This is a genomic window from Mycolicibacterium septicum DSM 44393 (assembly GCF_000455325.1).
GTDB classification, from domain to species: Bacteria; Actinomycetota; Actinomycetes; order Mycobacteriales; family Mycobacteriaceae; genus Mycobacterium; species Mycobacterium septicum.
This window is the reverse complement of record NZ_HG322951.1, coordinates 4,009,765-4,022,398: the sequence shown is the minus strand read 5'-3', so window position 1 is coordinate 4,022,398 and position 12,634 is coordinate 4,009,765. Positions and strand designations below refer to the sequence as shown.

Annotated in this window: 13 protein-coding genes; 8 read left to right on the top strand and 5 right to left on the bottom strand. The window is 67.3% G+C overall.

Translation table 11 applies throughout. The features are described from left to right. Positions 1-10: 10 nt before the first annotated feature. Positions 11-1,699 (bottom strand): tetratricopeptide repeat protein, encoded by a 1,689-nt coding sequence (locus TX88_RS19015; protein ID WP_280113230.1) that lies wholly within the window; start codon positions 1,697-1,699, stop codon positions 11-13. A gap of 109 nt (positions 1,700-1,808) precedes the next feature. Here TX88_RS19015 and TX88_RS19010 point away from each other — a divergent pair, with 109 nt between their 5' ends. Beyond that, positions 1,809-2,438, top strand: a complete 630-nt coding sequence (locus tag TX88_RS19010; protein WP_044518756.1) for a PaaI family thioesterase — start codon at positions 1,809-1,811, stop codon at positions 2,436-2,438. A gap of 1 nt (position 2,439) precedes the next feature. Here the strand turns inward: TX88_RS19010 and TX88_RS19005 are convergent, their stop codons facing one another. Beyond that, a complete protein-coding gene (locus TX88_RS19005) occupies positions 2,440-4,461 on the bottom strand; it encodes an FUSC family protein (protein WP_044518754.1) in 2,022 nt (673 codons plus the stop codon). Positions 4,462-4,546: 85 nt separating this feature from the next. On the opposite strand from TX88_RS19005, the gene TX88_RS19000 reads away from it, so the two are divergent. Further along, positions 4,547-5,272, top strand: coding sequence for an EthD domain-containing protein (locus TX88_RS19000; protein WP_044518753.1), 726 nt, complete (start codon positions 4,547-4,549; stop codon positions 5,270-5,272). A gap of 56 nt (positions 5,273-5,328) precedes the next feature. Next, positions 5,329-6,084: an enoyl-CoA hydratase/isomerase family protein gene (locus TX88_RS18995; protein WP_044518752.1), complete on the top strand. Its 756-nt coding sequence runs from the start codon at positions 5,329-5,331 to the stop codon at positions 6,082-6,084. On the opposite strand, the gene TX88_RS18990 is transcribed toward TX88_RS18995, so the two are convergent. Both TX88_RS18990 and TX88_RS18985 read right to left on the bottom strand, forming a co-directional pair. Then, entirely contained in the window at positions 6,081-6,296 is a 216-nt protein-coding gene (locus TX88_RS18990; protein ID WP_044518750.1) for a (2Fe-2S)-binding protein, read from the bottom strand. The genes TX88_RS18995 and TX88_RS18990 overlap by 4 nt on opposite strands. Beyond that, positions 6,296-6,931, bottom strand: coding sequence for a hypothetical protein (locus TX88_RS18985; RefSeq protein ID WP_044518749.1), 636 nt, complete (start codon positions 6,929-6,931; stop codon positions 6,296-6,298). The genes TX88_RS18990 and TX88_RS18985 overlap by 1 nt, the downstream gene beginning before the upstream one ends. Positions 6,932-7,174: 243 nt before the next feature. Here TX88_RS18985 and bfr point away from each other — a divergent pair, with 243 nt between their 5' ends. From bfr to TX88_RS18960, 5 genes are all read left to right on the top strand, one after another. Continuing rightward, positions 7,175-7,654, top strand: a complete 480-nt coding sequence (gene bfr / locus TX88_RS18980) for a bacterioferritin (RefSeq protein WP_044518748.1) — start codon at positions 7,175-7,177, stop codon at positions 7,652-7,654. Positions 7,655-7,791: 137 nt separating this feature from the next. Beyond that, the gene (locus TX88_RS18975) at positions 7,792-9,849 is read left to right on the top strand and encodes an MDR family MFS transporter (protein ID WP_044518746.1); all 2,058 of its coding nucleotides are present in this window, start codon (positions 7,792-7,794) and stop codon (positions 9,847-9,849) included. 41 nt (positions 9,850-9,890) lie between these two features. Beyond that, entirely contained in the window at positions 9,891-10,373 is a 483-nt protein-coding gene (locus TX88_RS18970) for a carboxymuconolactone decarboxylase family protein (RefSeq protein ID WP_044518745.1), read from the top strand. A 29-nt stretch (positions 10,374-10,402) separates the two neighbouring features. Then, entirely contained in the window at positions 10,403-11,782 is a 1,380-nt protein-coding gene (locus TX88_RS18965) for a type I glutamate--ammonia ligase (protein ID WP_044518744.1), read from the top strand. Positions 11,783-11,837: 55 nt separating this feature from the next. Continuing rightward, positions 11,838-12,203, top strand: a complete 366-nt coding sequence (locus TX88_RS18960) for a VOC family protein (RefSeq protein WP_044519575.1) — start codon at positions 11,838-11,840, stop codon at positions 12,201-12,203. A gap of 13 nt (positions 12,204-12,216) precedes the next feature. Here the strand turns inward: TX88_RS18960 and TX88_RS18955 are convergent, their stop codons facing one another. Further along, positions 12,217-12,633 carry a nuclear transport factor 2 family protein gene (locus tag TX88_RS18955; protein ID WP_044519574.1) on the bottom strand — a complete coding sequence of 139 codons (417 nt, stop codon included), beginning with the start codon at positions 12,631-12,633 and terminating at the stop codon, positions 12,217-12,219. Position 12,634: the final 1 nt, after the last annotated feature.

The following is a 12,634-nucleotide window of genomic DNA, read 5'->3' as shown; positions in this document are numbered from 1 at the left end:
GCAGGAACCCTCAGTCGCCGCCGCAACACGGGTCCGCCACCTCGAGGCGGCAGGCGCACGACGCATTGACCGCGACGTCCGCGCGGGCCCGCGCCAACTCGAGTTGCTGCCCGATGATGACCGCCTCGGCGTCGCGGCCCAGCCGGCGAAGGCATTCGTGGTAGCCGTGCAGGCTCCACACGTTGTTCGGATGGTGGCTGGACCGGCTCAGGGTGGGGTCGAGGCCGAGGTCGGCGGCGTAGACGCGGGCGGCCTCCTCGACATGTCCCTGTTCGAGCAGCAGCGCGCCGTAGGCATGCCGGGTCGGCTGCATCCATCCCCAGGGCTCGTCGTAGGGCAGGGCGTCGTCGAGTTCGATGGCCCGGCGCAGGTAGGCGAAGGCGGTGTCGTAATCGCCTTCCCGATAAGCGATTTCACCGTTGAGCATCTGCTCGGCGATGGCCAGGATGTCCAGACTGGTGTTGTTGAACAGGTAGCGGGTGTCGGGTATGCGCCGGTATGTGGCGAGGAACCGGTCGCGCTCGGAACGGGCCTGCTCCACCCGGCCGGTGGCCGCGTAGGCGACGCCGCGGCCGTAGTGGATGGTCGCGGTCGTGGTGCAGTAGAGCTCGGGATCGGCGGGCAGCGGTTCGGCGATCAGCTCGTCCCAGCGGCCGAACCGCACCAGCACGTGCACCCGCAGGGGAACGAAGGCCTCCAGCCAGTCGGCCATCGGCGGTGAGGCGACGGAGAGCACCTCTGGGGTCAGCTGCGCGGCCAGTTCCCCGGCGGCGTCCAGGGCGATCTGCGAACTGCCCTCGAACATGGCCGAATACACCACGAAATGAAGGTCGTGCGCCCGGTAGAGCGAATAGAAGTTCAGCGCGCCCTCGCGCGCCACGAATTCTCTGTCCGCTTGTACCGCAGCCAGATTGGCCGTCACCGAGTCGCGGTAGTTCCCGCACAGCACGTCGATGTGGCTGGCCATGTGTTGCAGATGCCCGGCGTCGGGCACCAGCCCGCGCAACAGATCTGCGGCGGGCAACGCCGCCTGCGGCGTCGTCGACATCTCCATCGCGTGGATGTACAGATGCAGGACCCCTGGGTGTTGCCGTCCGGCGGCGGTGGCCAGCGCCGCGTCGAGGATCCGTTTCGCCTCCACCACACGAGATCCCGGGGCGGGCTCACCGGTGCGGCCGTCCCACAACGCCCACGCGGTCACGTTGAGCAGGGCGTCGGCGGCCAGCGTCTGCACGTCGATGTCCTCGGGATGGGCGGCGGCCAGCGCCGTCATCGCATCGGCGTAATCGGCGTGCCCGGCCGTCAGGGCCTTGGCGTCCTCGGGATCAGCGGTCGGAAATCGCTTGTGCAGAGCGGTGATCAGGTCGTGTTCCAGTGCCGAGGCGCGGCCCGTGGCGGCGCGCTCGAGTTCGGTACGGGCCCGGGCCAGCGATGTGCTCAGGTCGACCGGGTCGAACGCGTCCCAGGCCTTGTTGTAGTTGGGGCCGACCGCGTAGGCGATACCCCAGCGGGCGAGTGCGAAATCCGGGTCGAGCCGCAGCGCCCGCTCGAAGCACCGGATCGCCTCCTCGTGGTTGAAGGCATACGACCAGACCATGCCGCGGTCGAACCACACCTGCGCCGGCGGCGAGGGGGTGTCCGTCGGCCGGTGATAGGTCCCGAGCCGGTAGTACGGTTCGGTCTGCGCGGGATCCGTCACGATGCTGACGTTAGTTCAGCAACCATGCCGCTGCGTACCGTTGGACGCACCACTGAGTCGAATGCCGGCTGGCTCGACACCGGCGCGCCGCACATGTTCTAGTTCACCAATGCCGGGTTACACCCATGTCGAGGGTCTCAGTTCCGCGGATGTCCAGCGTCTGCGGTCGGTGTGGGCGCCGCTGGCCGATTCGGTGCGGGCACTGATCGATGCCAGTATCCGTTCGCAGGTCGACGCCGACGAGGTCGCCGCCGTGCGGGCCCAGATCGACGACGCGACCGCGCGGTTGCGGGCCGAGCAGATCGACGGGCCGTTCGGTGTCCAGTTCACCTCGGACGGGGACCGGATGCCGTGGGGCAACCCGGCGATCGGGATCCGCAATCCGATCGCCCCGCCATTGGTGATGGTGAAGGACCCCGACGGTGGCATCCACACCGATTTCCATCTCGGCGCCCCCTACGAAGGGCCGCCGGGCCACGTGCACGGTGGCATGGTGGCCATGGTCCTCGACCACGTGCTGGGGGAGGTGGCTGCCAGCGACTCGGATCGCCCGCGGTTCACCGGCACCCTGACCATCCGCTATCTGCGGGCGACTCCGCTGGGCGAACTCCACGCCGAGGGACGGATCACCCGCACCGACGGGATCAAAGCCTTTGCCTCCGGCCATGTTTCAGATGCCGACGGGATCACTGCCGAGGCCGAGGGGGTCTTCATCCTGCCGAAATGGGCGCGCGGGTGAGCTAGCGCGAGTCTCCTGCCGGCTCGACGCGATCGATCGCGATGTCCTCCAGGCTGCGGGTGATCGTGGTCAGTTCGCCGATCAGGATGCGGGCCGCGCCGTTGTCGGCGGACAGTGTCGAGGCCACGTTGTGCACGCGCCGCAGCGCGGTCGACAGCTCGGCGGTGTCCAGGCTCCACGGCACCGCCGGGCTCGGTGGTGCGCCACGCAACGCCTCCACGTAATCGTCTACCGCAGCGACGAACTCGCTGTGCAGGGCTGATGACGGATGTGTCGGCAGGCTGTTCTCCAGCGTGGTGCAGGCACTGGTCACCGAATTCAGCGCGGTGCGGTATGACCGCAGCCACCGCCGCAGGATCGGCGGCTCGAGGCTGGTGGCGCCCCATGCGGCCTCGAATGCGGCCCGCGCCCGGAACGCCCGCTGCCAGGCCGCCGACAGGATCTCGGCCGGGTGGTCGACCTCATGGACGAACGCCTTGATCACCAGTGCCGCGTAGTCGATCTCGGTCATCAGCAGTTCTCCGGCCCGCTGGCGCAACCGGATCAACGCATGGTCGGGCAGCGCCACGTGGGCCATCACCGCCAGGGCGCCGCCGATCAAGACCGCGATCAGCCGGTCGGCGTTGCCCGACCAGGGTGCGGACGCGCTCACTCCGATGGCGAACATCACGATCGTGCCCACGGCCGCGCCGACCGCGAGATAGCCGAACTGCGCGACGCCGTAGGCCAGGCCGACGAACAGCAGCGCGCACACCGCGGAGCCGATCGGTCCGGGTTGCCAGACGAACGTGAGGATCGAGGCCACGATGATGCCGACACAGAGGCCGGCGATGCGTCCGGCGCACCGGGTGTAGGTGTGTGCCGTTTCCGGCCGCATCACCACCACGACGGTCAACGGCATCCAGTAGCCGTGCTCGAGTCCGCCGTAGCGGGCCGCCGCCACCGCGAGCGCCGTCGTCACAGACAGCCGGATGGCGTGGCGCAGGATGGGCGACGTCCAGGTCAGGTGTGAGCGGACCACGGCGGGTGCCGAGGCCAGCGAACCGATCAGGTCGGGCCGGTGCAGCTGGCCGAACCGCAGCACCGCGGCCTCGCGCAGCTGTTCACAGAAGCGTTGTGCCAACGCCGCTTCGGGTCCGGTCACGGCTGCCGCGGCAGTGCGGACGCGAACCAGGGCATGCTCGGCGTCCCGCCGTGCGGTGTGCCCGTGATCGGCGATCGCGTCGAGGAGTACCGCCGCGGCCGTCAGCAGTTGCGGCAGCCCGGTGTCCGCCGCGGACTCGTCGTCGGTGGTGTTGTCCCGGTCGGCGGTGGAGCGCAGCGAGGCCAAGGTGCCTGCGAGGCGTTCGGGCAGCCGGTATCCGCCGTGGTAGGCCCGCGGCCGCTGGCTGACCTGGCTGTCGGCGAACACCTCACGCAGCCAGGTGAGCGGCGCGTCGTCGACGGCGGCGGCGCTGTTCGCCGCGACGTTGCGGGAGTCGCCGGCCAGTGACCGGTAGGCGCGGGTGAGTCCGTCGCGCTGGGCCCGCCAGCGCCGCGGCGGCCAGACCGCGATGAGTACCGCCTGCACCACACCGGCGACCACCACCAGGGCGGGCGCGAGCAGGGACTGGCCCAGTGTCGGTGCGACCGGTGGTGCCAGCACCAGCAGGGCGCTCGCCGCCGAGGCCACCAGGCCGGCGTTGGCCCCGAGCGACCATTGCATACCCGCGGCGAAACACCACAGCGCCACCGCTGCGATGAACACCGGGCTGTGCCCGCCGGTGAGGGTGCCGAGCAGAACCGCGATGGCCAGCTCCACGGAACCGGTGACGACCAGGGGAACCCGGCCGCCGGGGCTGCGTTGCAGGGCGATCGCACCGGCGATCACGCCGCTGCTCAGCGTCCACATCGCCGTGGCGCCAGAACCCAGCGCCAGGGCGGCCGCAGTCACCGCCAGGACGCCGATCAGGCTTCGGGCCACCGCACCGGCGTCGGGGGTACTCAGCCGGAGTGCGTCGGCTGCCTGTCCACCCGTGTGCACCCCACCATTCTCACTCGTCGCGGGCCGCCGGTGGCACAACTGCCCACGCGTGGCGCGGATCGGTGCGCCGGTAGGTTCTCCGTCTGTGGAGAAAGTCATCGTTCTACTGCGTGCCGCACAATCGGATCAGCAGTGGTGTCAGGGGCTGCGCACCCGCGTGGCCGACGAACTGCTGGCACTCGGTTTGCCGGGCCTGACGATCAATGTCCGTGACGACGCGGTGCGGGATTCGTTGATGACGTTGACGACCTTGGATCCGCCGGTGGTCGCGGTGGTCAGCCTGTGGGTTCGGCAGTACTACGGCGAACAGACCGGCCGGGCATTGGAATTACTTGCCGCCGAATGTGATTCGCTCGCGGCGTATCTGGTGACCGAATCGGTCCCGATGCAGGCGCCGCCGACCGCGCCGGGGGAGCGGACCGACGGCCTGGCCAACATCGCGCTGCTGCGCCGGCCTTCGGACCTGGATCGGGCCACCTGGCTGCACCGCTGGCACATCGACCACACCTCGGTGGCCATCGAAACCCAGGACACTTTCGGCTACACGCAGAACACTGTGGTCCGGGCCCTTACGGAGGATGCCCCGGCGATCGACGGCATCGTGGAGGAACTGTTCCGCCAGGACGCGGTATCGGACCTGCACGCTTTCTTCGGCGCTGCCGACGACGACGATCTGGCCGATCGCATGCGCAAGATGGTGGCCAGCACGGATGCCTTCGGCGCCAGCAGCAACATCGACACCGTGCCGACCAGTCGATATGTCTACTCCAGCCCCTTCGCCGCCGGGTTCCCCGCACCCGGCCGGCAATAGTGGAACGTGTTCTAGTTAGGCTGCAGCGGTCACGGCGCGCACGCGAGGAGTGAGAAATGACCCTGCTGATCGAGGACAACAATCGGGTTCGCACCCTGACCCTCAACCGTCCGGACGCGCTCAACGCGTTCAACGAGGTGCTGTACGACGCGACGACCGTCGCCCTGCGCGCGGCCGCTGAGGATCCCGACGTCGCGGTGGTGCTGTTGACGGGTGCCGGCCGGGGATTCAGTGCGGGCAACGACCTCGTCGAGATGCAGGAGCGCATCACCAACCCGGAATCCACCCCGGGCGAGCACGGGTTCTACGGGATGCTCGAGGTGCTCGCGGATTTCCCGAAGCCGTTGATCTGTGCGGTCAACGGGGTCGGCGTGGGTATCGGCGCCACCATCCTCGGGTTCGCCGATCTCGCGTTCATGTCGTCTTCGGCCCGGCTGAAGTGTCCGTTCACCAGCCTGGGGGTGGCGCCCGAGGCGGCCTCCTCGTATCTGATGCCGCGACTGCTCGGCAGGCAGAACGCTGCCTGGCTGCTGATGTCCTCGGAGTGGGTGGGCGCGACCGAGGCCCGTGAGATGGGTCTGGTGTGGAAGGTGTGCGAGCCCGACGATCTGTTGCCCGAGGCCCGTCGGCACGCCGAAACCCTGGCAGCCAAGCCGATTTCGAGTCTGATGGCAGTCAAACAGGCCATGGTGGCGCCGATCCGCGACGCGATCTCGGCCGCCGTCGAGCGGGAGAAGGCGTTGTTCGTCGAACTGGTGGGTGCCGCGGCCAACGTCGACGCGCTGGCTCAGTTCGCCGATCGCAAGCGCTAGCGGGTGGCCCGCGACGGGCAGCCGTTGAACGGCGACGGGCTGCCTTCGGCCGCCTGATGGGCGGCGATGATGGCGCGGATGGTGCGTCGGCATCGTCCGCAATCGGCGCCGGCGCCGCAGGCCTCGGCCACCTCTTTGGAGGTGGTGGCCCCGGACTCCACGATCTCGTTGACGACCTGACTGGTCGCCCCGGTACAGAGGCAGACGAACATCAGTCGTCCTGCTCGTCGACGTTCATGATGTACGCCAACTTGCCGACGAACAGGCTCGGGTACGCACCGAATCCGGCGGTGGTCATCCACTCGGCGGCGGCGTCTGGGTGGTCGATCCACTGCCGCGCGGCGACCTCGTCGGAGACCTCCTGCAGGATCATCACTTCCTGGCCGTCGTCGAGCGCCTGGTAGACCCAGATCTTGCGGATTCCGCCCTGTTCGAAGCGGCCGAGACCGTCGTGCACCTTGCGCATCAGGGTGGAGACGTCGTCGACGGTGGCCACAGCTCCCACGATCACCCCGGCCACGTGCCCCTCGGGGGACGGTTCGGTCAGATCGATTTTCTCCACCACTTCGCCACCGAATATCGGCGGGATATCTTCGACGCCGGAAATATCGAACCACTCGAAAATCGCCGGTGAACGCAATACGTCGCGGATGGACCGGGCGTGCCGAATTCCGATCGTCACCAATACGCGGCCGGGTTCCCAAATCGATTTATAGAGCACCACATGATGGGCACCTATCGACAAAAGGCCGGAACGGTGTTTCTCCATCCATTTCCACATTTGTTCGACGTCGTCGACGCGGAAATCGCAAGAAAGAATGAGCGAGTGCAAATCGTACTCACTCATTTCGTTACCGGCCTTTCTTTCGTGGTGTGGCAAGAGATTAGCGCAGTCTAACCTTAGTTAGGACAGCCAGTCCACTCCTCGTGGCCACGCCTCGGTCCCGGTGGCCCGAAGGGTCCGACAATGTCGCACGAACACGCCGAATTAGGCGTTAATCATTGCGCCCCGCCATGCTTTCTGCACTAGATTGGAAGTGCACGACACGCGGCAACACTTGACCAGCCCTCAAGGTGCTTAGGAGTCACGATGCAAGGCGATCCAGATGTTCTGAAATTGCTCAACGAGCAATTGACGAGCGAACTCACCGCAATTAACCAATATTTCCTGCACTCGAAGATGCAGGACAATTGGGGATTCACTGAACTGGCGGAACACACTCGCTCCGAGTCTTTCGAAGAGATGCGGCACGCGGAGACCATCACCGACCGAATCCTGCTCTTGGACGGTCTGCCCAACTATCAGCGGTTGTTTTCGCTGCGGGTCGGACAGACGCTTCGCGAACAGTTCGAGGCCGATCTGGCGATCGAGTACGAGGTGGTCGCGCGGCTCAAGCCCGGGATAATCATGTGCCGCCAAAAAGAGGACGCGACGTCGGCACGCATCCTGGAGACGATCCTGGCCGACGAGGAAGGCCACATCGACTACCTGGAAACCCAACTCGAGCTCATGGAGAAGTTGGGCGACGCGCTCTACGCAGCGCAGTGCGTCTCCCGCCCGCCGCAGTAGCGCTGGGAGTTTCGGCTCAAGCCGCCCTGGGTAGCCCGGTGACCGCCGGTTGCCCGGGGCGGCTTTGTTCGCGCTGTAACTTTCATAGCTTATCTAACGATATCGTGGTTGAACTGGCAGGCAGGTGAAAGGAAGTCATGTCGAGCCCATCAACCACCGTCGAGCAGACCTCTGGCGCGGCACTGCTGAGCGTGCGCAGACGCAACCTGGTGTTCGTCGCTGTTCTGCTCGGCATGCTGCTGGCCTCGCTCAACCAGACCATCGTCGCCACGGCCCTGCCGACTGTGGTGGCGGATCTCGGTGGCGCAGGCCATCAGGCGTGGGTGGTGACCAGCTACCTGCTCGCGTCCACGGTGATCACCGCCGTCGTCGGGAAGGTCGGCGACATCTTCGGCCGCAAAACGGTGTACCAGGTGGCGGTGCTGTGTTTCCTCGTCGGATCGGTCCTCAGCGGACTGTCCGGGTCGATGGCAATGCTGGTGGCCGCCCGCGCGCTACAGGGGATCGGCGGCGGTGCGATCATGGTGACCTCCTCGGCGCTGATCGCCGAGGTCATCCCGCTGCGCGACCGAGGCCGGTATCAGGGTGCGCTCGGGGCCGTATTCGGTGTCACGACCGTGGCCGGCCCGCTGCTCGGCGGCTTCGTCACCGATCACCTCGGCTGGCGCTGGGCGTTCTGGCTCAGCATCCCGGTTGCCCTGGTGGTGCTCGTGGTCGCAGCGGCCACGATCCCGGCGCTGACATCTCGCCCCGCGCATCCGGTGATCGATTACGCCGGAATCGTCTGGGTCGGGATCGGGGCCTCCGGCCTGACTCTCGCCACCAGCCTCGGTGGCGAGTTGGCCTGGACGTCACCGACCATCATCGGTCTGGTGATCGGGTCGATCCTGGCCCTTGCGATGTTCGTGCGGGCGGAAACCAGGGCAGCAGAACCGATTCTGCCGATGCGCCTGTTCCGGAACCCGGTCTTCACGATGTGTTGCGTGCTGTCGCTGGTGGTCGGCTTCGCGATGCTCGGTGCGCTGACCTTCATGCCCACCTTCATGCAGTTCGTCGACGGCGTATCGCCGTCCGAATCGGGATTGCGGACGATGCCCATGGTGATCGGCCTGCTGATCACCTCAACTGTCAGCGGCAGCCTGGTGGGCCGTACGGGTCGCTACAAGATCTACCCGGTCGCCGGTACCGCGATCATGCTCGTCGGCTTCGTGCTGCTGTCGCGGATGAATGCCGCGACACCGATCCCGCTGCAGTCGCTGTACCTGTTGATCCTGGGCGCCGGCATCGGCATGTGCATGCAGGTGCTCGTCCTCATCGTGCAGAACACGTCCGACTTCGCCGATCTGGGCGTGGCGACGTCCGGGGTGACGTTCTTCCGGACCATCGGGAGTTCTTTCGGTGCAGCCATTTTCGGGTCGTTGTTCGCCGGATTCCTCTCGGACCGGCTGCCGGGCGCGCTGGCGGCCAGCGGTGCCCCATCCATCGCGGGTGCTTCGCCCAAGGCGTTGCACGAGCTGCCGCCCGAGGTCGCCGCCCCGATCGTGAACGCCTACGCCGATGCCCTGGACCTGGTGTTCCTCTGTGCCGCACCGGTGGCACTGGTCGGCTTGATCGTCGCGCTGTTCCTCAAGGAGGTGCCCTTGCTCGAAGCCGAGGCCACGCTGGCGGCTGATCTCGGGGAGGGCTTCGGTATGCCGAGCTCCGAATCGGCCGACCAGGTGCTGGAGAACGTGGTCAGCCGGATGATGCGCAGTTCACCGGAGATCCGGCTGCGAAACGTGGCAGGCGGGCCGGGGTGCGAGCTGGACGTGGCCGGACTGTGGGCACTGCTCAAGATCTACCGGCACAGCCAGATATTCGGCACGGCCCGGCTGACCGAGATCGCCGACCGCCTCGTCGTGCCCTTCGAAGTGCTCGAGCCGACATTCAACCGCCTGGTCCAGGACGGTTATGTGCTGCGCACGGGGGACAGCCTGTGGCTGACGCAGAGCGGGGTGCGGCAGGTCGACGGGGTGTCTGCCGCGCTGGTCGGCCGGATCGTCGACAAGCTGGGCGAATCCCCGTCCTTCGAGGGCCGCCCGGACCGCGCACAGGTGGAGGCCGCGCTCGAGCGCATCGCCCACCGGGTCGTGGTGCAACGGGACTGGGGTGAAGACCGAACCCCAGAGCTGACCGGCCCCGGAACGAAAAACTAGAACTTGTTCCAGAATGGCCGAGTCGCGCGTACGATTCGGCCATGAGCCGTATCGGAGAATTTCCCGACGACGACGTGGCCGGCTGGATCCTCAGGTCCCCCGAGATCGGCACCGCCATGGCCAACTACACCAATGCGGTGTACACCAAGGGGCGGCTGCCGCTGCGGGTGCGGGAACTGGCCCGCATGGTGATCGCGCTCGACAACGAATGCGTGGTGTGCCAGAACACCCGTGACTCCGACGGGGTCGCGGCGGGCGTGGACGAGGATCTCTACGATCACGCCGCCGAGTGGCAGACCTGGCCCGGCTACAGTGCGCAGGAGCGGGTCGCCGCCGAGTTCGCCCAGCGCTTCGCCAGTGATCACACCGGGCTGCGTGACGACGAGGACTTCTGGGATCGCGCCGCCGAGCAGTTCGACGCCGAACTGCTCACCGACCTGGCGCTGTCGTGTGCGATGTGGCTGGGTATGGGCCGGATGCTGCGGACCCTCGACATCGGGCAAACCTGCAAGATCACCCTTTAGGCAGCGCCGACCCGGCGCACAATGTGGTTGTGACAGCTGGATCAGCTGGACTGTCCCGGCCGGCGCAACCGCTGGCCGCGGCGGCCATCGCTCAGCTGGAAGCCGACGGCGTCGCGACGCTGATCGGCACGGTGGTCAGCCCGGCCGGGTTGACGCACGCGAAAACCGTTCCGCTGCGCCGGATGGGGATCTTCGCCGATCCCGGTCTGGGCGCCAGCCCGGTGTTCCACGCGTTCACCATCGACCAGACCGGTATCGCGATGAGCGAGGCCATCGGGGTGGTGGGGGATCAGCGGATCCGGATCGATCTCGGCGCGCTACGCATCCTCGGTGACGGATTGGCTTGGGCGCCTGCCGCTTTCTACAACCAGGATGGTTCACCCGATCCGTACTGCAGCCGAGGGGTGCTGCAGCGGGTCGAGGACCGCCTGGCGGCGGCCGATCTGACCGCGCTGGTCGGGCACGAGGTGGAATTCGTCCTCGTCGGGCCGGACGGCAGCCGGTTGCCGTCGCTGCTGTGGGCGCAGTACGGGTTGGCCGGGGTGCTCGAGTTCGAAGGATTCGTCCGCGATGTCACCGATGCGGCCAACCGGTCCGGGGTGGCCATCGAGCAGTTCCATCCCGAATACGGGTCCAATCAGTTCGAGATCTCCCTGGCCCCGTTGCCGCCGGTGGCGGCCGCGGATCAGCTCGTGCTCATGCGGATCATCGCCGCGCGGGTGGCCCGGCGCCACGGCCTGCGGGTGAGCCTCTCGCCGTTGCCGTTCGCCACCGGGGTGGGCACGGGCGCCCACCAACACTTTTCGTTGAGCCTGGATGGCGCACCGGTGTTCTCGGGCGGAAGCGGAGTGCGGGGGATGACGCCTCAGGGCGAAGCCGCCCTCGCGGGCCTTCTCGCCGGTCTGCCGGCCGCGCAGGGTGTCCTGTGCGGATCGGTGTTGTCGGGGCTGCGCATGCAGCCGGGCTACTGGTCGGGGGCCTACAACTGCTGGGGCACCGAGAATCGCGAAGCCGCGGTGCGATTTCTGATCGGCGGTCCGAGCAATCCGTACGGAGCCAATGTCGAGGTGAAGGTCGTCGACCCGTCGGCCAACCCATACCTGGCCACCGCGACGATTCTCGGTCTGGCCGAGCGCGGAATCGCCGACGGGCTGGCGCTGGGGCCCGAGGTCCGGGTCGACCCCGCCTCGCTGAGCGATGCCCAGCGCTCCGGTGACGGCATCGTGCTGCTGTCCAACCGCCAGGCCGACAACCTCGCCGCGCTGGACTCCTCGGCACTGATCCGGGGAATCCTCGGCGATCAGCCGGTCGACGCGGTGCTCGCCGTCCGGCACTACGAGCAGGAGAACTTCGGCGATCTGGACGCCGGGCAGCTCACGGAGCGGTTCCGGATGGCCTGGAGTATTTGAGTGTGCGTGCGCATCTGAGCGTTTGGGCATCGCCCGCGAAGGCAATACCGACGCGATGATCGGAAGACTTCGCTCCGTCGTGCTGGACTGCCGGGATCCCCGGGCCCTGGCCGAGTTCTACGCCGGGCTGCTGGGCGGAGACATCGCCGTCCAGGACGACACCTGGGTGGTGGTGACGGATCCGGCCGGCCGCCGGGTGGCGTGTCAGTACTCACCGGAACACGAGCCGCCGGATTTCCCGGATCCGCGGGGATCCCAGCAGCTCCATCTGGACATCGAGGTCGACGATCCGGACGTGGCCCAGCGTCAGGTTCTGACGCTGGGTGCCACCCGGATCACCGATGCCGTCGGCGAGGACAACTTCCGGGTGTTCCGGGATCCGGCCGGCCACCCGTTCTGCCTCGTGTGGGGTACCGACTGACGGACCCCCGGGGTCAGACCAGCCCGGTGGCGTCGAACACCCACGACATGTCGGCGGTGGCGAAGTTCTCCAGCCAATCCGGCGGTGCGTGGTTGGCCAGGGCGCCCATGTCCCAGTAGTCCTTCCACAGCGTCACCTTGCCGTTCTCGATCCGGTGCACGGTGACGAACTTCAGCACGGCGGATTCACCGCTGTCCCAATGCCATTCCTCGTGATGTTCGTACATGGCATCGGAGCCGTTCTCGACGAGCAGTCCCGGGAAGTTCTCGTACGACGCCAGGGGCGCGAGACCGATCTTGAGGCGTTTGACGATGTCCTCGGGCCCCTTGGCGGCCGCGACCGGACCCACCGGCATGTCCAGGTAGATGCAGTCGTCCGACAGATAGGTCTTGAGGAGCTCCCAGTCGCGTTCCGACAGGGCCTTCCACATA